This window comes from Rhodocytophaga rosea (genome assembly GCF_010119975.1).
In the GTDB taxonomy this organism is placed as follows: Bacteria; Bacteroidota; Bacteroidia; order Cytophagales; family 172606-1; genus Rhodocytophaga; species Rhodocytophaga rosea.
The window spans coordinates 412805-436820 of sequence record NZ_CP048222.1 but is presented as its reverse complement, the minus strand read 5'-3'; the positions used below and the strand labels follow the sequence as shown (position 1 = coordinate 436820).

General features: G+C 43.9%; 15 protein-coding genes. 12 read left to right on the top strand and 3 right to left on the bottom strand.

Going from position 1 to position 24016, the window contains the following annotated elements; genetic code table 11:
- Positions 1–59 precede the first annotated feature (59 nt).
- Together GXP67_RS01925 and GXP67_RS01920 are read right to left on the bottom strand one after the other, a co-directional pair.
- Positions 60–3416, bottom strand: a complete 3357-nt coding sequence (locus GXP67_RS01925) for a DUF5107 domain-containing protein (protein WP_162441600.1) — start codon at positions 3414–3416, stop codon at positions 60–62.
- Positions 3417–3477: 61 nt separating this feature from the next.
- The gene (locus GXP67_RS01920) at positions 3478–4827 is read right to left on the bottom strand and encodes a sugar porter family MFS transporter (protein ID WP_162441599.1); all 1350 of its coding nucleotides are present in this window, start codon (positions 4825–4827) and stop codon (positions 3478–3480) included.
- 103 nt (positions 4828–4930) lie between these two features.
- Between GXP67_RS01920 and GXP67_RS01915 the strand changes: the two genes are divergently transcribed.
- The 7 genes from GXP67_RS01915 to GXP67_RS01890 all read left to right on the top strand — a co-directional run bounded on the left by GXP67_RS01915 (position 4931) and on the right by GXP67_RS01890 (position 17008).
- A complete protein-coding gene (locus tag GXP67_RS01915) occupies positions 4931–5806 on the top strand; it encodes an AraC family transcriptional regulator (protein WP_162441598.1) in 876 nt (291 codons plus the stop codon).
- A 937-nt stretch (positions 5807–6743) separates the two neighbouring features.
- On the top strand, positions 6744–9803 hold the full coding sequence (locus GXP67_RS01910; RefSeq protein ID WP_162441597.1) for a SusC/RagA family TonB-linked outer membrane protein: 3060 nt from the start codon (positions 6744–6746) through the stop codon (positions 9801–9803).
- A 30-nt stretch (positions 9804–9833) separates the two neighbouring features.
- Complete coding sequence (locus tag GXP67_RS01905) at positions 9834–11411, top strand: RagB/SusD family nutrient uptake outer membrane protein (protein WP_162441596.1); 1578 nt, start codon at positions 9834–9836, stop codon at positions 11409–11411.
- A 71-nt stretch (positions 11412–11482) separates the two neighbouring features.
- Complete coding sequence (locus GXP67_RS01900) at positions 11483–14788, top strand: VCBS repeat-containing protein (protein ID WP_162441595.1); 3306 nt, start codon at positions 11483–11485, stop codon at positions 14786–14788.
- A gap of 143 nt (positions 14789–14931) precedes the next feature.
- Complete coding sequence (locus GXP67_RS37705) at positions 14932–15411, top strand: SDR family NAD(P)-dependent oxidoreductase (protein ID WP_262890477.1); 480 nt, start codon at positions 14932–14934, stop codon at positions 15409–15411.
- Complete coding sequence (locus GXP67_RS37700; protein WP_262890536.1) at positions 15345–15950, top strand: SDR family NAD(P)-dependent oxidoreductase; 606 nt, start codon at positions 15345–15347, stop codon at positions 15948–15950. The genes GXP67_RS37705 and GXP67_RS37700 overlap by 67 nt, the downstream gene beginning before the upstream one ends.
- A gap of 236 nt (positions 15951–16186) precedes the next feature.
- Positions 16187–17008: an AraC family transcriptional regulator gene (locus tag GXP67_RS01890; RefSeq protein WP_162441594.1), complete on the top strand. Its 822-nt coding sequence runs from the start codon at positions 16187–16189 to the stop codon at positions 17006–17008.
- 100 nt (positions 17009–17108) lie between these two features.
- Here GXP67_RS01890 and GXP67_RS01885 read toward each other — a convergent pair whose 3' ends face one another.
- Complete coding sequence (locus tag GXP67_RS01885; RefSeq protein ID WP_162441593.1) at positions 17109–18146, bottom strand: LacI family DNA-binding transcriptional regulator; 1038 nt, start codon at positions 18144–18146, stop codon at positions 17109–17111.
- Positions 18147–18470: 324 nt separating this feature from the next.
- Here GXP67_RS01885 and GXP67_RS01880 point away from each other — a divergent pair, with 324 nt between their 5' ends.
- The 5 genes from GXP67_RS01880 (at position 18471) to GXP67_RS01860 (ending at position 24005) form a co-directional block, all read left to right on the top strand.
- Positions 18471–19241, top strand: a complete 771-nt coding sequence (locus GXP67_RS01880) for an SDR family oxidoreductase (RefSeq protein ID WP_162441592.1) — start codon at positions 18471–18473, stop codon at positions 19239–19241.
- An 87-nt stretch (positions 19242–19328) separates the two neighbouring features.
- The gene (gene kduI / locus GXP67_RS01875) at positions 19329–20156 is read left to right on the top strand and encodes a 5-dehydro-4-deoxy-D-glucuronate isomerase (protein WP_162447769.1); all 828 of its coding nucleotides are present in this window, start codon (positions 19329–19331) and stop codon (positions 20154–20156) included.
- 92 nt (positions 20157–20248) lie between these two features.
- Positions 20249–21775: a tagaturonate reductase gene (locus tag GXP67_RS01870; protein ID WP_162441591.1), complete on the top strand. Its 1527-nt coding sequence runs from the start codon at positions 20249–20251 to the stop codon at positions 21773–21775.
- A 30-nt stretch (positions 21776–21805) separates the two neighbouring features.
- Complete coding sequence (gene uxaC / locus GXP67_RS01865; protein WP_162441590.1) at positions 21806–23227, top strand: glucuronate isomerase; 1422 nt, start codon at positions 21806–21808, stop codon at positions 23225–23227.
- A 436-nt stretch (positions 23228–23663) separates the two neighbouring features.
- Positions 23664–24005 carry an RNA polymerase sigma factor gene (locus tag GXP67_RS01860; protein WP_162441589.1) on the top strand — a complete coding sequence of 114 codons (342 nt, stop codon included), beginning with the start codon at positions 23664–23666 and terminating at the stop codon, positions 24003–24005.
- The last annotated feature ends 11 nt before the right edge of the window (positions 24006–24016 follow it).

Sequence of the window (24016 nt, the reverse complement as noted above, 5' to 3'; positions counted from 1 at the left end):
TAGCTTCCCAAGAGAGTACATTACTTTGGGCAATAACCAGCAGGTTTAGGTGTAGATAATTAACGTATGCTATATTGTTTGTCTACAAGATTTTGTAGCAGGCGCCGGTGTACCAGTGCTCCCTGGTGGGCTGTATCCATAGCCAATACTTGTTCTAAGTGTACTTTTGCTTCCCTAAAATGACCTGCTCCCAACTGTCCAAGGCCAATCAGGTAGTGGCAATGAATCTGGTTACGCCTGGTCAAGTCATCGTCGAATATCATCAAATCGGGCAATGACACGGCAAAAAAGTCAATCTTTACCTGGTCATCCATATGTGCCTCTCCATAGGCAATCAGGTTCTGGAAACGTTTTTCAGCCTCTTCCCGGTGGCCTAGTTTTAAAAGTGCTTGTCCCTGGTAAAAGATTTTGTCAGGTGGCTGGTCGTTGTAGAAAATGGCAGGAGCTGGTTCAGAAATGCCCACGGCTGCTTTCTCCCAATAGGAGTTAGCTTTTTCCCGGTCACCCAATCCTTCGTAAGTGCAGCCTAGCCAGTAGTGGATATCATTTTCCTGGGCTCCATACAACTTGCCTTCCCCTAGATTCATTGGATAAACTTCTGCTACCTGGAGTAGGTTGATTGCCTGCCCGTATTGCTCTTCTGCCATCGCCTGTTTGGCCAGTTCCACATGCGTCTGAATGTGCTGCCCGGAAACCTTGCCTTCTCCGCCTTCCCATGGGTGAAAAGTTCGGGAAGCCAATAACCTGGAGGCTTCTGCATGATTGCCTGTCAGATTATGCAGCGTTATGTACTCAATAAAAAGATCGTCCCGGTCACATATGAGTTCTGGGTACCTATTCAGGAAGGCAAGACGTTCTTCTATGGGGCGGTTTAACCGTTTATATAATTGGTCCAGTTCAAACAAAATACGGGAGTCGCTGCGGTCCAGCAAAAAGGCTTTTTCGAACGATTCCAGGGCTTTTTGTTCTTGTGCCAGGCGGTTAAAGTAAGCAATGCCCAGATTCCGGTGCACGGTTGGAAACGCATCAAAAATTTCTCTGGACTTTTCCCAGGCTGCTATCGCTTCTTCGTATTGCCGCTTATCGTACCAGAGATTGCCCAGGTAATACCAAACTTTATAATCCTTCGGATTTAGCTCAGCTACTTTGTGCAATACTGCAATATCATCCAGGTGGTTGGGAAATACCCTATCAGGACTACAGGCAAAGCCTTCAGCAGCTGATTCTTGTGCCTTTTGTGATTGACCGGACTGATCGTAGAAATAAGCTAGATAGTAAAACGTCAGGGGATGTGTATCAATAGCGGAGATTCGCTTGAGTAGTTCAATAGCTTCGGCATACAAACCGGCCTGAGCATAATCAAGCGCAACTTGGATGTAACTGTGGCTATTATTCCGCATCTGCTGAAGAAGCTTCTGAAGGATTTGTTCTGCCGCCTCATTTTCACCCTTTGCTTGCAAAATCAGGTATAATTCATTGTTGGAGGCAAAATTAAATGAATCAATGGAAAGCGTTTCTTGTGCAAAAGCCTCCGCTTCTGCAAGACGTCCCAGTTTCCGTAAGGCAACTGTCTTCAGGTGACGGGCTTTGAAGCCATGGTAATTGCGAATTACTGAATGAGTGGCCGATTGGAGGGCCTGGGTGAAATTACCTTTTCGCATGTCGATCCGGGCTAGTTGCAGATAGGCATTGTCCTGCCAGGCAGCATTCCAGGTAGCTTTGAAGAAAAATGCGTAGGCTTCGTCCCATTTTTCCTGATATACCAGCGACAATCCCAGGTTGTATAAAGGTTCGCCATCATACGGATTGGGATTATGCCGTACCATAGATTCGACAGCTTTGCGGAAAAAAGGCTCAGCTTTGGCCAACTGGCCCCGCCTCAGATACCAACGCCCTAAAGCATTGTTATTCTGAACATCAGCCGGGTTCCTGCGGAGGGCTTCTTCATAGTATGCAACAGGCGAATACGTGGCATGGCGGTATTGTTCCAGGTGCAACCCTGCCAGGTACAAGGCATCATTTGTAGCAATGTCTTTCGGTTCGCCGATGGGTGTAGCCGGGTCAGGAATGGCTTCTTCTTTACGGGTGACAGGTGTATAACTAACCAATTCCCGGCCTTTCTGGTCTTTGACTACTACTTTTAATTTCTCCGGATTTATTCCTTCAGGAATGGATGCACTTTTTTTATACGTCTGTGTTGGGGAGAGAATAACCGTATCCTGCAATATCTCTTCTTCTGCATTCAGTAGCAGCACAGATACATTTGTTTGAGGAGAAGTGACATATACTTGTATGGTGGCTTGATTATCCTCAATTTCAAGATTAACGGCTGCTTCGGTGGTAGCATTTTTCACATACCCAATGTTTTTGTAGGGCATGAAATACTGTGTAAACTGCCGTTCTTCATTGGGCATAATCCAGCTAAAATCCGGTTGGTTGTCTGTGAAAACACCCACCATCAATTCAAAGTAAGGCCCATCTTCATCCGTAAGCTGGCGGTCCCAGGCTTGCCCGAATTCTCCACAGCCCCAGGTCCACTGTTTTTTGCCTGGGGATATATGATGATTGGCCACATGCAGCAAACCTGCCTTTTTACCGTGGTGATAGCCACCCACGAAATCAAAGGCTGAATTCACAGCCATATAAGAGGTAGGCACCGGAATGTTCTGGTAGCGGGAAATATCCGTTCCCGGAGAGTAGTCTACCTTGTAATACGTACCTGTGGCAATGGGGAAAGAAGACACATCCCGCTTCCCATGATCATAGACCGCATGCACATCCGGCGGAAATACCGATTGGTAATGTTCATCTACATGCACTGCTGGGTTGGCCCACCACAAGAATGTTTGTGGCAGGGAAGTCCGGTTATAGAGCTTGCCGGTAATTTCCAGGTAGGCTTTATCCCGGTACAAGGTAAAGCCAGCCATACCTTTGGTACCAAACATCTTTTCAATTTCACTCACCCATACCGTTTTGCTGCCATCCGGATTTTCTTCGATACTGTAATCCACCGGGTCAAAGGTGCTGGGACGGTGGTGTTGCGGCCAGTTAAATTCAATACCGCCCGAAATCCATGGGCCGGCCAGTCCCACCAGAGCAGGTTTAATTACCCGGTTATAGTATACAAAGTGGTAATCGTTGGTTTTGTCATAGGCCATCTGAATCCGTCCCCCTAGTTCGGGCAAGATCATGATTTTGAGGTACTCATTTTCGAGGACCAGGGCTTTATATGGTTTGTCTTCTTTTTCGTTGTATACTTTGTCGATAACCGGATGCGGATAAACCACGCCACTGCTGCCCTGGTATACCCGTTTCTCTAAGAACATGGGGTTTTTATCAGGTTCACCGATCTTATAGGTAGGAATAATTACTACTTCTTCCCAGGCTTTTACTTCAGAAAGGCTATTGTTCAACATGGGCAAATGATGAAAAATTAAACATGAATTCTATAGGAAAGTCTGATGCGAATACCGGTCATTAATGTGGTGTAAAAACTCCTTCCAGCTCTTCTAACGTTTTGCCTTTTGTCTCCCGCACTTTTGCCGTAATAAAAAAAAATCCTAGTAAGCAGATACCGGCATAGAGCCAGAATGGTCCGTAAGTACCCAGTTTTTCAGCCAGGATGGGAAAGGTAAATACCAACACAAAATAAGCTCCCCATAAAGCTACAATGGCTACTGAAGAAGCAAGTCCCCGGATTTTATTGGGAAATATTTCGGAAATAAGTACCCAGGTGACCGGCGCTAAGGTCATGGAATAGATGCTGATAGCAGCAAGAACAGCCAGTGAAACCACGCCTGGAGCAGCCTGTCGTTGTAGTAAAGTTGCCAGCACTACATACAATATAGCCAAACCCAAGGCACCAAAACGCATCAGTGGGCGGCGGCCGAGTTTATCTACCTGCCACATGGCAACTAAGGTAAACAACAGGTTTACTGTGCCGATGGCTACAGTTTCAAACAACTGCTGGTTCAGCGAAGCACCTACTGATTCGAAGATAGTAGACGTATAATTAAATACTACATTGATCCCGCATAACTGCTGAAAAACTGCCAGGATAATTCCCACCTGAACGGCAGGCCGTACACTTTTATGAAATACATCCCGGTAAGATTGTTTCAAATGCGTTCCGGATAGGGATGCTTTAATATCCTCAAATGTAGTAGCCACAAAATTGCGGTTTCCGATTTTGGTCAGTACGGCTTCCGCTTTTTCCGGGTAACCAGCTTTTACAAGCCACCTGGGACTTTCTGGTAACCAGAGTACACCAAGTAAAAATAGTAGAGACGGCAAGGCACCTAGCCCGAACATCCACCGCCAGGCATCCGGACCATTATCCGCCAGAAAATAATTCACCAGGTTAGTGATAAGAATACCAGTTACAATGGTAAGCTGATTGATGGCAACATTGCGGCCCCGGATGGAGGATGGAGAAATCTCTGCAATGTACATCGGTGAAAGCATGGAAGCCATTCCCACCCCAATGCCGGCAATGAACCGCATGATAGAAAACATGGATAATCCGGTGGCAAATGCCATTCCCAGTGAAGACAGGGCAAAGATAGCGGCGGCCATCATGAGTCCCGGACGGCGGCCCAGCCGGTCGGCCAAACTGCCAGCCATTAAACAGCCTACCATGCAGCCTAATGCCAGCGTGCCTGTCAGAAAGCCTTCCCACCAGGCATTTAATTCAAATTCCGTCCGTAAAAAGGGAAGGGCACCGGCAATTACTGCAAAATCGAACCCGAACAGATACCCTCCCAGCGCAGAAATAAAAGAGATACCGATGATGTATGAACTATTAAATACCTGAGTAGAGCTGTTCATCTGCTAATTTTTTTCAATTTTTTCTTGCAAAAATGCTAAGTCATAAGTTAAGTTTAAATAGTGGTTTTCACGAAAATGATGGATAAAATTATTCTGCCTAGCCATGCGTAAAAAAGAAGGGTTTGAAGGACAGCGGTCCTATATACTTCCGGCTCCGTTATTAGAGGAAGTGGAGAAGCTTCCACTTTGCCAGGGCTTGCTGATTACTGATATTGGCTATTATCCCAAAGCCCGGTTTCATACCCGCGAACGCCGGAAAGGAAGCGGGCAACATGTATTGATTTATTGTGTGCAGGGAGAAGGATGGTACCAGGTTCAGGATCAAAAATATACAGTTAAACCAAATCAACTATTTATTTTACCCGCCCACCTCAGCCATAAATACGGAACCAAAAACCAAAATCCCTGGACTATCTACTGGTTACATTTTACAGGCAGCCAGGCTAGTAGTTTTTTGCAGTATTTGTACAGGAATGATAAGTATGCGCCCTTAACTGTAGTGCCTACTGAAGAACGGTTCCGCATGTTTGAGGATATTTACGCCCACCTCAACATGTCTTTCAACCTGGATAATGTGATTTATGCGAATAATTGCCTGTATCACTTTCTGGTTTCGTTCCGGGATTCCGTGTATAAGCATGCTATTACAGAAGAGCAGGGAGATGTAGTACAGCAGTCTATTGAGTTTATGAAAGGCCATCTGGATCAAAAGTTTACTTTGCAGCAACTTGCCGAACAGGCTGGTCTTTCGGCTTCACACTATTCAGCTATTTTTCGCCAAAAAACGCAAAACTCTCCTGTCAATTTCTTTATGTTTCTGAAAGTACAGCGGTCTTGCCAGTTGCTGGAGAATACAAATTTGAGGGTGAAAGAAATTGCCCACCAGATCGGCTTTGATGATCCCTATCATTTTTCCAGGGTTTTCAGCCAGTTTATTGGTCTTTCTCCCCAGCAGTTCCGGACAATTGAGAAAGCATAAGGGGGTATGGTTGTTGGTTGTTAGAATACCACACTGCTTTTAAGTGGTTATAGTCAAATGTAGACTTCGATTTAACTATTTGTTATTTTATCTCTTACGCCGTCCTTACTTTCTTTGTCATTGCTACAAAGAAAGTAAGCAAAGAAAAATCTAGAATTCTCGAGGCGAGAGCCGAAGAGAACCAACGTAGTTGTCAATGCTTCCCCGCTTAGGGCCTGCGCATTGCCCGCTGTTTTTTCGGGCCATCACACATGGGATTTTTGTTTTATTGAAATATAAAAAGCTATAGGCGTTTTAAAGAAACTATAGACAAAGCAAAAGTGCGGCTGATGGTGCAGCAACAGTGTGGCCGGTTTTGGCATGTGGGTAAGCCGGAGGTTTGTGCGAGCAGTCATAATCAAGCGTAAAACCGGCTTTGTTGTTGCTGCCCTTTTGTTTTGTTACTTTTATTTTGGGCAAGCAAAATAAAAGTAAATACGGCGTAAGAATTCAATAAAGCTAACCGTAAACTCTATAATTCAATTTAGTAAACTCTGAACTAAAGTCAAGATATGATTGAATGGATTATATCAGATATAGAGAACAATAAAGGAAGCCATTCCTTATCATACTTGCTTATTCAATTAATAAAGAAGAGTAAATCAAACAAGCAATATCATAATTTTTGATAGGAAGGTTTTGATGGCTTATTCTTCTGTTTTTTCTCTCCTGATCTTTATTGAGGTATTCTCTTGATTTAACAGTATTATTTTTGTCCAGAATATTATTGAATAATCACCATAAAATTATCCATCATTAACAGAATTCTCTCTATTGATTTCCTAGCAAATTGCCATCATTTTTGTTTATGAATTTTTAAATATTGGATTGTATTTTCTTAACATAGTATCCATTATTTGTTCACACCTATTCCAAAAACTTACAACCAAATACCTTTATGCACTATTACTTACGATACCTGTTCACATTCAGCCTGATAGTATGTACTGGCCTGGCTGCACTCGCGCAGAATTCTGTTTCCGGGCGGGTGACTGACGAGAAAGATGAGGGAATTCCTGGTGCCTCTATTTTAGTAAAAGGTACTACTCGTGGCACCATTACCGATCCACAAGGAAGCTTTACTTTAAATGCTTCCCCTGAAGAGGTGTTGGTTTTTAGCTTTTTAGGATATGAAACCCAGGAAGTAACCGTTGGCAGCCGTACTGCTTTTTCTGTTAAGCTAAACCCGGATGTTCGCAACCTGGAAGAAGTAGTGGTAGTGGGATATGGAACTGTAAAGAAAAGTGATTTAACTGGTTCCGTTTCTTCTATCCGGTCTGAATCTATTAAGGAAATGCCGGTAGTTTCGGTAGACCAGGCCATTCAATCTAGGGCGGCAGGAGTGCAGGTGACACAAACTTCTGCAGCGCCGGGAGGTGGTATTTCCATCCGGGTTCGGGGAGCGAACTCTATTAATAGTGGGAGTGAGCCCCTATATGTAATTGATGGTTTTCCGATGTATCCGGATAATGAGGCGATTGGAACCAGTGGTAACCGCCGGGCTACCAATGCGATGGCAACTATTAACCCGAATGAGATTGAATCCATTGAAATCTTGAAAGATGCTTCTGCTACTTCTATTTATGGTTCACGGGGTTCAAATGGGGTAGTGCTGATCACCACAAAACGCGGAAAAGAAGGACAAAGCCGGGTAGATTATGAAGGTTCTCATTCCTTTCAGCAAATTGCTCGTCCGATTGAAGTGTTGAATGGGGCTGATTATGCCCGTTATATCAATTTACTCGAACAAAGCCAGGGTGGTAGCCCCCGTTATACAGATGCCCAGATCAGCCAGATCGGTGCTGGTACCAACTGGTGGGATAAAGTTTCCCGTACTGGTTCCCTGGCCAGTCACCAGCTGAGTTTTACAGGTGGTACGAAAGGGATGCGTTATGCTTTTGTAGGCAACTACCTCGATAATAAAGGTATTATTGAGAATACCCGGTTCCAGCGCTATGGATTCCGGATGAATCTCGACAATGATTTCCTGGGAGGAATCGCCACGTTGAGCAACAGCTGGTCGTATAACCGGACTGGTACCAGCAACGTAGCCACCGACCGGGGCGGACCAGGAGGGATCATTATAACAGCTCTGGGACTCGACCCTACTGTTCCGGTGTATAACGATCTTGGCAATTATAACTACCCAAGTTATGATCAACGTTTCAATATCAATCCTTTGGCCGAAGCCAGAGAAGGCTACGACCGTGATAATGGAAACCGCTTGTTTGGTACCTCAGCACTTACGATCCGGATTTTAAAAGGCCTGAATTTTAGAACCAGCATAGGTGCGGATGTAGTGAGTTCGAACCGGACTTCTTTTTACAACAGCTATACCTATACTGGCCGTCAGTATGACCGGCAACTGGAGCGGGCTAACCGGAATGTTACCAACCTGCTCAATGAAAATATTTTGTCGTATAACCGCGAGATTGTGCCTGGGCATACCGTTGACGTAACCGTGGGCTATACCTACCAGAAAGAGCGGAATATGCTGGAAGAAAATACGACCCGCGGACTTCCTTCAGATGATCCTTCAGCGGTGAACATGCAAAATGGCAGCAAGCCTCAGGTGCCTAGTTCTGGCCGGATTGAATGGGAATTGCAATCGCTGTTAGGCCGGGTTAATTACAACATATTAGACCGCTACTTGCTGACCGTAACTGTTCGCCGGGATGGCTCTTCCAAATTCGGACCTAATAATAAGTGGGCGACTTTCCCATCAGCAGCATTGGGCTGGCGTTTAGGCAACGAGAATTTCTTCAAAAATTCCGGCATTAGTAAAGTGTTTAATGATGTGAAACTGCGGGCCAGCTATGGACTCACCGGTAATTCTCAAATTCCTGTGTACCGTTCTGTTTCCGGATTGGTATCTTATAATTATGTATTCAATGGCGTATTGGTTCCTGGGTATGGCCCCAACCGGATTGCTAATCCTGATTTAAAATGGGAAACAACCAGTATGCTCAATCTGGGTTTAGACCTGGAATTGCTCCAAAACCGTTTATCTTTAACGTTTGACGCGTTTAAAAACAAAACTACCGATTTGCTGCTGGACGTTTCGATTCCGCAGAGTACCGGCTTTAATACCATTATGCTGAACTCTGGCTCACTGGCTAATAAAGGACTTGAATTCGCAGCCAATTATAAAATTTTCAACTCAGGCGCTTTCAACTGGGATGTGAGTGGAAACGTATCCATCCTCCGCAATGAGATTCTGGATTTAGGCCGCAGTACACCTTTCTTCGCTAACAGCACCAGTGATCACCTGGGCGTATTTGGCAGCTGGGTAGAGGAAGGCAATCCAATTGGTATCTGGCGGGGTTATAAATATGTAGGACTATTCCAGACAGATGATGAGGCGAAAAGCTATTCAGCTCTGGCCGGATATCCAAAATACGAAGATGTGAATAAGGATGGCAAATACACAGCTGATGATTTTGTCACCATTGGCAATCCAAATCCTAAATTCACCTGGGGCTTTAATTCAACCGTAAAATTCAAAAACTTTGATTTAGCGGTATTCTTCCGTGGTGTACAAGGAAATGATGTACGGAACCTGCAACAGTCTGAAATGGGCGATGGGGTGCAGAAGATCAACCAGATTTCAAATATCCTGACTGATTCCTGGACTCCCACAAACCCAGGCGCTTCCCGTCCGGTGATTGATGGCCGCAGAGATTTTATTTCCTTCCGCCGTTCTTCATTCTTTATTCAAGATGGTTCCTTTATTCGTCTGCAAAACCTGGCCCTGGGATATAACATTCCAATACAAAATAAATACATCCGCACTGCACGGGTATATGTGTCCGGACAGAATCTGTTCCTGATCACCAAGTACAAAGGTTTCGATCCGGAAGTAAACAACCAGGGACAAAACAACCTGAATCGTGGCGATGATTACGATGCGTATCCACGTTCCAGAATGTATACCATGGGCGTAAATATCGGCTTCTAATCTAATTGAGTATCAAAATTTGACTTTACTATGAAAAATATAATTAAATCAAAAATTAAATCCCTGCTGATGGTTCCCATTGCCATAGTAGGGCTAAGTTGCTCCGATCTGGAAGAAAAACCTGATTTCATTAACCCAGGTACTTTCTATAAATCAGCTCGTGAATTACAAACGGGCGTAAATGCCATTTACGACGACCTGGGCATGGGCAACGGCGATTGGTTCAATTATTTCTATAACCGCTACGTGTTTGAATGCCTCGTTGGGTATCAGGTAGGCTGGGAAAAAGGGCCCTTGCAATATAACCTGGGAAATGTAAACCCGGCTGATGAATATATTGAACCTTACTGGGGACAGAGCTACCGGGCAATTAACCGGGCTAATGCCATTATCGAAACTGCCGAGACTATGAATGATCCGGGCAATGTGGATCTGGTGAAGCGCTTAAAAGCAGAAGCGCAATTCTTGCGGGCATTTTACTATTATGGTTTACTGAGTTATTTTGACAACGCCCCGGTTACTGTGAAATCAACCAAAGGTATTGGCGAATTCCCTACCAACAGTGGTGGAAAACGGGCTTTGATTGACCAGATCTATGCAGATGCAATCGCTGCAGCTGAAGTATTACCTGCTTCTTATAGCGGAGCCGATGCCGGTAGGGCTACCAAATGGGCCGCCAAAGCCATTCTGATGAAAGCCCAGTTATGGGACCAGAAGTGGACAGATGCCAAAGCAACCGCAGAAGACATCGTGAATAACAGTGGCTTATCCTTATTTACAGATTTTAGCCATAATTTCGACATAGCACACGAAAATCAGGGAGAACGGATTTTTGAAGCCCAGATTTCTGCGGCTGCCAATGCAAGTGAATACAACAATCATTCGGCCCACTTCAATCCGGAAGATTATCCGAGCGAATTAGGTGGAGCCGGCTGGAGCTGGCTTAGTGCTACCCAGGACTTCCGTGCTTCCTATGATAACAATGATAAGCGGATTGATGCCAGTTTCATTGAAGAATATCCGACTGGCCGTCTGGGTAAAGTAAACGGACAATACCCTGTGGTACACTGGAGCCCCAATGCCGACTATAACTTATCCAGGTTTGGTGGTATTGTTCGGACAGATGCGAATCCCAATGATCCCAATCAACTGATTTTCGGCAAAGCCTGGTCAGGTAAACTGGTGGAACTGGGAATTAATTACAACAATACGGAAAGAAATACGGTGTACATCCGCTTAGCAGATATACTACTTGGCCATTCAGAAGCCAGCAACGAAAGTGGCCAGGGGGATGCCTATATGGGTATCAACATGGTGAGAGCACGGGCAGGTTTGGCACCCTTAAGTGGCCTGAGCCAGCAAGCCCTGCGGGATGCCATTGTAAAGGAACGTATGCAGGAATTTGTTTTCGAACAAGTGATGTACCCAGAGTTAAGGCGCAAGAGCACTTTTGGCGGACAACCTGATTACCTGGGCGATCAGATCCGGCACTATTCCACCAAATACAATGTGGGGCGTGTTCCGAAAAAGCAGGACTACGTATTGCCCATTCCGCTCAAGGAAATACAAGGTAACTCCAATGTTCAACAAAATCCTGAATGGCAGTAAAGTTAAAATGAACTATAAAAAGGGCTTGTAAAAGCCCTTTTTTGATTATCTTTTGCAGTGACTTTCTTTGTATGAAATATTATTTTCTCATTCTGATACCTCTGTTGTGGGCTTGCAAGAAAAAATCCGATACCTTGTTCACCACCCTATCCAGCTCACATACGGGCATCCACTTTGAGAATACCGTTGTAGAAAATGATTCATTCAATCTGGTGGATTATTACTATGTGTACAATGGGGGAGGAGTAGCCGTAGGTGACCTGAATAATGATGATCTGCCGGATATTTATTTCACCGGTAATCAGGTAGGCGACCGGCTGTATCTCAACAAAGGCAATCTGGAATTTGAAGATATTACCGAACAAGCAGGCATTCGCAAAGGTGGCTGGTCAACCGGCGTTACCATGGCTGATGTAAATGCGGATGGATTGCTGGATATTTATGTGTGCAAATCCGGTAACTATCCGGGTACAAAACGGGCGAATCAATTATATATTAACCAGGGAAATTTACAGTTTCAGGAGAGTGGAAAAAAGTATGGATTAGCCGATACAACGTATACCAACCAGGCTGCATTTCTGGACTATGACAAAGACGGAGACCTTGACTTATATCTGTTAACAAGCACCAACCAGGTACGTAATCCGAATATTGTTCGGCCGATTATTGCCGATGGCTCTGGTCTGGCGAACGACAAACTATACCGCAATGATTCCAACGCTTCAGGCCCCAGGTACACTGATGTTACTCTGACAGCAGGTATTTTACATGATGGCTTTGGTTTAGGAATTTCTGTGGCTGATTTTAATAATGATGGATGGGAAGATATTTATGTGGCCAACGACTTTCTGGCCAATGATTTTCTGTACCTCAACCAGCAAAACGGCACATTTACCGAGGTAGGCAAAACCTATTTCAAACACCATAGCCAATTTTCGATGGGATGCGATGCGGCTGACATCAATAACGATGGATTAACTGACCTGGTTGTAGCCGATATGCTGCCAGCCGACAATGAGCAACGCAAAAAAATGGCCGGACCAGCCAATTCCCAGCGGTTTGAAAGTACGGTCCGGGCTGGTTATCACCCACAGTTTATGCGGAATATGCTGCAAGTGAACATGGGAAAAGCGCCGGATGGCCGCATGGTGTTTTCCGAAATCGGACAGTTTGCAGGTGTATTCAGCACTGACTGGAGCTGGTCTCCATTACTTGCAGACTTGGACAATGACGGCTGGCGGGATCTGTTCATTACCAATGGCTATCTTCGTGATATTACCGATATGGATTTTGTAGCCTACAATGATAAACTGGCTCGTTCTGGTACACAAACGGTAGAAACTATTAATGCCCAGCTCCGCAAAGGCGCTGTTACAATGTCGACCTTACGGAAGACCAACCGGTTTTTTCATAACCGCCGGGATCTCACTTTTGAAGATGTAACTGCCTCCTGGTTTGGCAATGAAACATCATTATCAAATGGCGCAGCTTACGCCGATCTCGACCGGGATGGAGATCTGGATCTGCTCGTTAATAACATAAACCAGGAAGCGTATATTCTCCAAAACAATATTACACAGGCGAATTATCTGCAAGTAAAGCTGAAAGGACCTTCAGGTAATCCTTTTGGATTGGGAACAAAACTTATTTTGTATTCCAATGGAATTGAGCAAACGTCCCATCAAGCTGTGAGCCGGGGTTATCAGTCATCCGTAGAATATATCCAGCATTTTGGCCTTGGTTCTGCGAAACAAATTGATTCCCTCACTGTCATCTGGCCGGATGGTAAGGTTCAGGTTTTGAAAAATCTACCCATTAATCAAATATTGACCGTAAACTATGCGCAGAGCAAGCCTGCAACTGTTTCGAAGGAAATTGTTCAGCCTACTCTTTTGACGGAAGTTACCGACTCAGTAGGTGTACAGGTAGAGCACCAGGAAGAATCGTATCTGGATTATAACCAGGAACCCATGTTATTGCATAAACTTTCGCAGCAAGGACCTAAACTGGCGGCTGGAGATGTAAACGGCGATGGATTGGAAGATCTGTTTGTTGGGGGTTCGTTCCGGCATTATGGAAAACTATTAATCCAAACCCCTGCAGAGCAGTTTGTAGAAAAAGCCTATACAGATGAATCGAAGCCGAAAGATGAAGAAGATGTGGGGGTATTGTTTTTTGACGCAGATAAGGATGGCGACCAGGATTTATATATCGTGAGTGGTTCCAATGAATACTACGATGGATCAGAATATTTTCAGGACCGGCTTTATTTAAATTCAGGAAAGGGAAATTTTAAAAATGCGGCTAACTTTCTTCCGCCGATTCGCCATAGTGGATCGTGTGTAACAGCAATTGATTTCGATAAAGACGGCGATCTGGATCTGTTCCGGGGAGGCAGGGGTAAAGCATTGCAGTATCCTTTGGCAGGTAAAAGTTATTTGTTGAAAAATGAAGGAGAGCGTTTTACAGATGCTACAGCAGAACTGGCGGCAGGATTACAGGATGTAGGAATGGTAACTGATGCGGTATGGGCAGATGTGGATGGAGATAGCTGGGTAGATTTAATCGTAGTGGGAGAGTTTATGCCTATCACTGTATTTAAAAATAATAGTGGAAAACTGAGTAGGACATCTATAGAAGGTCTGCAACAGTCGGAGGGTTTCTGGAACTGCATCCGGTCCGGAGATTTCGATAAAGATGGCGATATTGATTTTATTGCCGGTAATATGGGTTTGAACAGCCGGTATAAGCTTTCTCCTAGCCAACCACTTAGTTATTATGTAGGCGATTATGATAGCAACGGCCGCCTGGATGCCATTGCCAGTTATTTTTTGAATGGGCAGGAATACCCTATTGCTTCCCGTGATGAATTAGGCCGCCAGCTACCATTAATCAAATTCCGGTTTACCAATTATGCCAGCTATGCCAAAGCCCAGGTATCTGACCTAATGCCACCAGAACGCTTAAAAGCAAGCATGGTGGTCAGGGCATACCGGCAGGAAAGTGTTATTCTGGAAAACAATGGAAATTCTTTCAGGATAAAACCGTTGCCTGCTCTGGCCCAATGGGCACCCATTCAAAGTATCTGGGCAGAAGATATAGACCAGGATGGAAATCTGGATGCTTTGCTTGTTGGGAATGCCTATGATGCCGAACCCATTGCCGGGCAGTATGATGCATTCACAGGATTATTTCTGAAAGGAGATGGAAAAGGAGAGTTTCAGCCAATGTTGTTTCCTCAAAGCGGCTTCCTGGCCGATGGTGATTGTAAAAGCGTGATAGGAGTGAAAGGGCAGGGGAGTAGCTATTATGTGGTTGGTGTCAATAATGGACCCTTACAAGTATTTCAACGTCTGGCTAAGGATGTAGGACAGTAATAGGATGAATGTAACTGGCAAGCGTATCTTGTGTCAAAATCAGTATTAATATATGGCCTTTAAAACAAAGTAAATTAGGACTTTTAAACAAACTCGAAAGCGTTACTACCCTCTATTTTTGTCCTGTACAAAACAATATAACAATGGGACAAAATAATTATCAAGGAGCGTTACAGAAACCAATTGGCTCAGGATTTAATGCTGCATCTACCACCACAGAAGTCATCAAAGGCATTGACCTTACCGGAAAAATTGCTATCATCACCGGAGGCTATGCTGGCATAGGATTAGAAACTACCAAAACCTTACTTGCTGCTGGTGCAACCGTTATTGTTCCGGCAAGAGATATCAATAAAGCAAAGAAAAATCTGGCAGGATTAGAAAGCGTTGAAATGGCATCTATGGATTTAATGAATCCTGCTTCCATAGATACCTTTATAGAAAAGTTTTTAGCTTCCGGCCGTCCATTACACTTGCTTATCAATAATGCTGGTATCATGTGGGTGCCTTTGCTAGGGATAGCCGTGGGTATGAATCGCAATTATCAACCAATCATCTGGGGCATTTTCAACTCACTGCAAGGTTATGGCCTGCCCTCAAAATGGCTCATGGCGCAAGGGTAGTGAATGTTTCTTCGTATGGGCATCAGATGGCATCTTTCAACTTCGATGACCCTAATTTTGAACATAGGGAATATGCCACATTACTGGGATATGGACAATCAAAAACAGCCAATAATTTATTTGCTGTTGAACTGGATAACCGCAGCCAATACTTTCAGGTGAGAGCGTATGCTGTACATCCTGGTTCTGTAAATGACACAGATTTAGGCCGTGAAGCACCAATCGAATTATTTAAACAAATGGGCACCCATAGCGACGATGGTAAGATTCGTCCGGAGGTAGCGGCCACACTCAAAACGATTCCCCAGGGTGCTGCTACAACCGTCTGGTGTGCAACCAGTCCTATGTTGAATCATATTGGTGGCGTTTATTGTGAAGATGCAGATATTGCCGAACTGGACTCAGGAAATATTGAACACAGGTATGATGATCCATCCAGTTTGCGAGGGGTGCAGCCTTATTCGGTAGAGGAAGAGGCAGCAAAGCGATTGTGGAAGCTGAGTGAGGAAATGACCGGCTTATCCTTTCAGGTTGACTGATAAAGTACAGTATAAGAAAGTTAAAACCAACAGGAATTCAATTGTATAAATTTCTTTCCAGATGGATTAGAAAGGTAGTATTTGCCAAATGGAAGAATATGTTATTTAAAGGAACACAGGGAGGAAAACGTATCTTCCCGTTTCTGCGATTTTCAACTTTCAGCAAATCAACCCCGGATGTAAAAATATAATTTAGCTATTTTGACTTACTACAAAGAGTAATCATTAACGGTAACATGGAGCATACATCCACCTATTTAACGCCAGAAATTAAGCTTTCATGCTATGAAGACAAGTTGTTTAAAACAGAAGTTACTTTCGAGCATCACATGCTGATATGGTTTATTTCCGGTGAAACAAAAATTGTTCAGGCAGAAGCCAGCTATTTGTTTAAGGCAGGAGACATTTTCCTGATTCCGAGAAATCAACTGGCTACCATTATCAATTATCCCAAAGATGGCTTACCTCATAAAACAGTTGTCATGCACTTATCGGCAGAGCGACTTAAGGAATTTTATGCCAATCTTGAGGGAGTGCATAAAGCTTCTCCTACACCGAAAATCCATCGCTTTACTCATCATCCGCTGCTGGAAAGCTGCCTGGCTTCTCTCATTCCCTATTTTGAGATGAAACAACCCTTCCCGGCAAACATTGCCTCATTAAAAATAACGGAAGCCATCAGTATACTCAGGGCGATTGATCAGGAGATTGATGGCGTGTTAGCCAACTTTGAAGAACCCGGAAAAATTGATCTGGTCAGTTTTATGGAAAAAAATTATATGTTCAATATGCCGATAGAAAAATTTGGTTACCTCACCGGCAGAAGCCTGACTACCTTTAAGCGGGATTTTAAAAAGGCTTTCCATACGACACCCCAAAAATGGCTTACCCAAAAACGGTTGGAACTAGCCCATTACCAGTTTGCAGAAAAAAAGAAAAACCCGGTGGAAGTGTATTTTGAAGTGGGTTTTGAAAACCTATCCCATTTTTCATATGCCTTCAAAAAACAGTTTGGTTACCCACCCACGGCATTGCTCGAACAAAGAACCAGGCGCTAATACACAATCGTTATTAGGTGTTCATTGACAGTTGTTGGCAATCCATTGTAGATAAATAGTATATGTAGGAGTTTGTTGGCTTGTTACTGAATACAGATATTTACAGCAATTGAGGCAGGCTTTTTTTTCCTGATGAAGCCCGTATCACCAGGGTAGTGTCAAGAATGCGGGTTTCAAAAGTGTCTATGGGCTTTTTACTTTCAATGAGTTTAATTAACAGCTCTGTCGCGATCTGTCCCATTTCATAGGCAGGTTGTGTAACGGCGGTAAGGGCCGGATTCAGAAATTCCGCTACATGTAAATTGGTAAAGCCCACCAGCGCAATATCATCCGGTACCTGCAGGCCGGCTTTCTGAATAGCGGCAATACAGGCTGTTGTCAGGCGGTCAGAAGCCGAAAAAATAGCATCAGGCTTCTCAGGCATACTAATCAGGTCAGTAGCCACCTGTTCCACATCCGACTGGTCGTTAAAGTATTTTACATAGTCTTCGTGATAATCAATATGGCAGTCAGATAAGGCAGCTTTATAGCCTTCCAGACGTTCTCTGGTAATAGACAGGCAGGAGGCAGTAGTAAGATGGGCAATCCGGCGGCAACCGGTTTCTATCAGGTGTCTGGTCGCTAAATAGGCTCCCTTATAATTATTTGCCTTCACCTTAAAGGTTGAAATATCTTCAGAAATCCTGTCGAAAAATACAATAGGTAATCCTCTTTCCTGCAGGCTTTTGAAATGTGCAATGTCACTTGTTTGCATAGAAAGGGAAACAAGCAATCCATCCACTCTTCTGGCCACCAGATTATGCACATTTGCTACTTCCCTTTCAACCGATTCATGGCTTTGGGTAATCACTACATGGTAGCCCCGTTTATAGGCAGTGGCATCTATTCCATTAATGGTTTGAGAGAAAAAGTTGTTGGCAATTTCCGGTACAATCACCCCAATTGCCCAGCTCCTGTTTTCTTTGAGGCTCTTGGCAATAGGATTGGGCTGGTAATTCATCTTTTCTGCATACTCCAGTACCAGTTGCTTGGTATCTGCACTAATCTCGTAACTTCCACGCAATGCCCGCGAAACTGTGGAGGTAGAAAGCCCCAGAGCCCGTGCAATATCTTTAATGGTTACCGCCTCAAACTTCATCTTATCTGTTTAGTACAATTGGATGGATGTGGTACGATTTTTAGTAAATGTAGCTTTCTCTCAAACGAATACCAATTCATAGGTAATAATTAAAATCCGGGGTATTGGCTGACATCGTTATCGGTAACGATTGCGTAAATAAATGCCTTTGATCTGTTGTTTGCCAAATCTTCCTGCCTTATACTCGGGTATACCAGGATTTACCATCATTATGCTTTTTTGAAAGGATATTAGAAAATTTCAATAATTCCTGAGAAAGTATAAGTTTATCCTTTATACTTGGAGCATATATAAATACCTTCCTGGCTATAACCTATTGTATGTATGGCAATACTGGATCTGTTTAACTTAACTGGAAAAACCGCACTAGTTACTGGTTGTAACCGGGGTATTGGGAAAGCAATGGCAACCGCATTAGCCCAGGCTGGAGCAGATATTATTGGAGCTTCCAGTTCTCTGGCTTTACAGGGAAGTGATATTGAAAAAGAAGTAATGTTGCTGGGCAGAACATTCAAAGGCTACCAGGTAGATTTTACAGACCGGCAAAGCATCTATACCTTCATCGGTAAAGTTACGGCAGCACATCCGGTCATTGATATTCTGGTAAATAATGCGGGTACCATTCTGCGGAACCCGGCGGCAGAACATTCGGATGAGTACTGGGATAAAGTAATGGCCGTTAACCTGGATGCCCAGTTTATTTTGAGCCGCGAACTTGGGAAAGGGATGCTGAGCCGGGGAAAGGGCAAAATTATTTTTACAGCATCGCTGCTCACCTTCCAGGGAGGTGTAAATGTACCTGGTTATGCGGCCAGTAAGGGTGCAGTAGGTTCACTTACCAAAGCCCTGGCGAATGAGTGGGCTGGTAAAGGCGTAAATGTAAATGCCATTGCCCCAGGCTATATCGCTACCGATAATACCACTGCCTTACGTGCCGATCCTGTCCGCAACAAAGCCATTCTGGAACGTATTCCGGCTGGCCGCTGGGGAGAAACTACCGATTTGCAGGGAGCCACTGTATTTCTGGCATCTGCTGCCTCCGATTATATTCATGGCACTATTCTCACGGTAGATGGCGGCTGGATGGGACGATAATACAGTCATTCGACAACAGCCATTTGTAAAGAATGCGGATACTTAATGACCATTAACTTATGAAGATTGACCAATAAAATTCTGATGATGCAAACCAGATATGCCAGTAGTCCCAATGAGGTTACAAGCTTCAATACGGAGCAACTCCGGGAAAATTTCCTGATTGAAAATATTTTCACTCCAGATACCCTGCAATTTGTCTATTCTCACTACGACAGGGTAATTATTGGGGGGATACTTCCGATTGGCGATATTTCCTTGCCTACCTATCCGGAACTAAAAGCCGACTATTTCCTGGAACGCCGGGAAATCGGAATAATTAATGTGGGAGGTGCTGGCAGTATTGAAGTGGAAGGAAAGCAGTATATCCTGCATAAGCTCGACTGTTTATACATAGGAAAGGGAAATAAACAGGTAGTATTCAAGAGTGAAAAGGCAGCTGAACCGGCCCGTTTTTTCCTGCTCTCTGCACCAGCCCATCAAAAATATCCCACTACTTTGATGACTTCATCCGAAGCATCGCCAGTGGAAATGGGAGAAACAAAAACCTCTAATCAGCGCACAATCTATAAATATATTCATGGCGAAGGTATCAAAAGCTGCCAGCTGGTGATGGGACTTACTGTACTAAAGTCTGGTAGCGTCTGGAATACCATGCCGGCGCATATACACGACCGGCGCATGGAAGCCTATTTTTATTTTGATGTACCAGAAGAACAACGGGTTTTTCATTTGATGGGGCAACCTGCACAAACCCGCCATTTACTGGTGGCGAATCATCAGGCCGTTATTTCACCACCCTGGTCTATTCATTCCGGCGCTGGCACCAGCAATTATTCATTTATATGGGGCATGGCAGGAGAGAACTATACTTTCACAGACATGGATTTTGTAGCCATCAAAGACCTGCGGTAAGCGAATTGATTTCTTCGTAACAGATTCCAGGTAACAACCGAATGTATCTTACCAAATATACCAGCATAATTATTTCCAATGATTATTGAGTGATGAACCATTTATCCCGTGCCTACCTGCCCTCTGTTGCACCTGCATCTGACCTGCAACTTCCAGATGAGGCTTTGTTCAACTTACCTGAGAAAGTATTGCAGTTTGGAACTGGTGTTTTGCTTCGAGGTTTACCAGATTATTTTATAGATAAAGCCAACCGGCAGGGAATATTTAATGGCCGCATCGTTGTGGTCAAATCTACCGATTCCGGCGATAGTAGTTCTTTTGACAAGCAGGATAATTTATACACCCTTTGTGTTCGCGGTATTGAAAACGGGCAGGTGGTGGAAGAAGATATTATTTGCTCCGCCATCAGCCGGGTATTATCTGCCAAAACACAATGGCAGTCCGTTCTGGCATGTGCCGGAAATCCGGATATGCAGGTAGTTATTTCCAATACAACCGAAGTGGGAATTCAACTCCTTGAAATGGATACGATTGACCTGAAACCGCCGGTATCTTTTCCGGGAAAATTACTGGCTTTCCTGTATGAACGCTTCAAAGCCTTTGGTGGAAGCAAAGATTCCGGACTGGTGATTGTGCCAACAGAACTCATTGTGGATAATGGCAAAAAACTGGAATCGATTGTACTGGAACTGGCTTACCGGAATGGCCTGAAGGAAGATTTTCTGGACTGGATAGAAAACTATAATTTCTTCTGCAATTCTTTAGTTGACCGGATTGTGCCAGGTAAACCAGATGCTCAGTTTATCAAAGCACTGGAAGGGCGGTTGAATTACACTGATGCCTTACTTGCCATGTCGGAGGTATATCGACTCTGGGCAATTGAAGGAAATGAAGCGGTAAAATCTGTGTTATCGTTTTATCAGGTGGATGAAGGGGTAAGGATTGAACCTAGTATTGATACGTACCGGGAATTAAAACTTCGTTTGCTCAATGGCACGCATACCTTAAGTTGTGGACTCGCTTTTATGGCCGGCTTTTCTACGGTAAAAGCAGCCATGCAACATCAAACGGCTTCTGGTTTTATCAGCAAACTAATGCTGAGCGAACTAGCGGCTTCCCTGCCTGATTCTATAACAGAAGCAAAGGCTCAGGAATTTGGTTTGCAGGTACTCGACCGCTTCCGCAACCCGTATATTGAGCACAAGTGGATCAGCATTACTCTCCAATACAGCTTTAAAATGAAAACACGGAATGTGGCCTCCATTCTGAATTATTACCGTGTTCACAACCGGGTGCCGGAATATGTATCTCTGGGATTTGCTGCCTATCTGCTTTTTATGAAAGCGGTAAGAGAAGAGCGGAAAGAATTTTATGGAGAAATAAACGGCGAAAATTATCTGATCAGTGATGACAAAGCGGCTTATTACTATGAAAAATGGAATACACTGTCAGTAGAAGAACTGGTAGCCGACGTACTTCAGAATGAAGCTTTATGGGGAGAAAATCTAAGCAATCTCCCTGGTTTTGCTGCTTCAGTAACAGAAAATCTGAAACGCTTGCAATCCGAAGGTGCATTGGCTTGCATAGCGTCATTACTACTAGGAATGCACTCTGATTAAGTCCGTATAATCAATCATCAGTTCAATACTATGTATTCACTCGCAGGCATCACCAGGAAATTTTTAGATGAAGATTTTCTCTTACAAAACCCAACAGCCAGGCAGCTTTACCATGATTTTGCGAAGGATATGCCCATCATTGACTACCATTGTCACCTGCCGCCTAAGGAGATTGCTGAGAACAAACAATTCGCCAACCTAACGCAGATCTGGCTGTATGGCGATCACTATAAGTGGCGGGCTATGCGCACCAATGGCATAGCCGAAAGTTTTTGCACGGGTGATAAACCTGATTATGAAAAATTTGAAAAGTGGGCGCAAACCGTTCCCTTTACCCTTCGCAATCCACTCTACCACTGGACGCACCTGGAATTACAGCGGTATTTTAATGTGTATGACTTGTTACATGCAGAAACGGCAGAAGAGATTTACAATACGTGTTCTGCTTTACTTCAAACAGAAGAGTATGCGGTAAGAGCCTTACTCCGGAAAATGAAAGTGGAAGTAGTGTGTACTACCGATGACCCTACCGACACACTGGAATATCACCAGAAAATAAAAGAAAGCGGATTTGACATACAAGTGTTACCGGCTTTCCGTCCGGATAAAGCCATGGCTGTCGAAAATCCCGCCGTTTTTAACGTCTACGTAGATCAGCTGGAAGCAATAACCAACCAGACCATTGATAACCTGGATGAATTTCTGGCGGCCCTCAAAAAGCGGCACGACTTCTTTGCTTCGATGGGCTGCAAATTATCCGATCATGGACTGGAGGTAATCTATGCTGAAGATTATACCGGGCAGGAGATCAAATCCATTTTCAATAAACTCAGGGCAGGAGAAAAACCAGAGGCTCAGGAAGTACTCAAATTTAAATCGGCGATGCTGTTTGAGTTTGCCCTCTGGGATTGGGAAAAAGGCTGGACGCAGCAGTACCATTTGGGTGCTTTACGCAATAATAATTCCCGCATGATGCGCACCCTGGGTCCGGATACAGGCTGGGATTCGATTGGCGATTTTTCGCAGGCCAGATCATTAGCCAGATTCCTCAACCGGCTGGATGCAGAGAACCGCCTTGCCAAAACTATCCTGTATAACCTGAACCCGGCAGACAATGACCTGATAGCAACCATGACCGGGAATTTCAATGATGGCTCTATTGCTGGAAAAATTCAGTTTGGTTCCGCATGGTGGTTCCTGGATCAGAAAGATGGGATGATCAGTCAATTAAATTCCTTGTCAAACATGGGCTTGCTGAGCCGTTTTATTGGGATGATAACCGATTCCAGAAGTTTTCTTTCGTATCCCCGGCATGAGTACTTCCGCCGTATTTTATGTAACCTGCTGGGCAAAGATGTAGAGAATGGAGAACTCCCGGCTGATATTCCATGGCTGGGGCAAGTGGTGCAGAATATTTGCTACTATAATGCCAAAACCTATTTTGGTTTCTAAAGAATCACTGTTCCTAAGTTTATATTCTGCACTATTCTTCTTTCGTACTGGTTTATACCTCTGGAAAGGGGGAATGGCATACGTATGACTACTATCTTTCCATAACCAGAATTCCATATGACAAACTCCGGTTAATTGTATGAATGTTCTTCCTTAGCTTTTATCACCCAATTGGCAATTATAGCCGTAAGTTAGATGTGGAAGTATTAAGCTTATATGTTGAACTCCTTAAATTTTTATAATTAAAATAAATACTATAAAGCGCTAACACTCAATATTAGCTTCAACCGAATGTTGGCCTTCTATGTTTCTGAGAAGCTTTGGCCCATCATCGGCAATCCTCGGTAAAAAGCATAATCTGTAAATTCCTGATAAATTATTAAGTGTTTTGTAACCTTTAAGGTGTGTTTTGCCACTAAGTGTAAAAAGGTATTGAATGAAATCCAATCAGGAGATTGAGTTAATAGATAAAGTCTTAAAAGGCGATAAAAAGGCGTTTAATATTCTGGTTGACAAGTATTACAAATATTGCCTTGATAAAGCCAGTAGAATAATGGGTGATAGGGAGGTGGCAAAAGACCTCGTGCAAAATGGGATCATACAGGCGTATGTCTCTCTGGGCAATCTGAAAGATAAAACCTCTTTTAAATTCTGGCTTGGCGGAATTGTTACTAATATCTGCAAAAATTATATACGCGATAATAAAAAAAGTATTTGTCACTACGACAGTACTATGATGACTTCCGCAACCGGGAGAATGTCGAAGAAGAAAAAATAGTGGATATTATT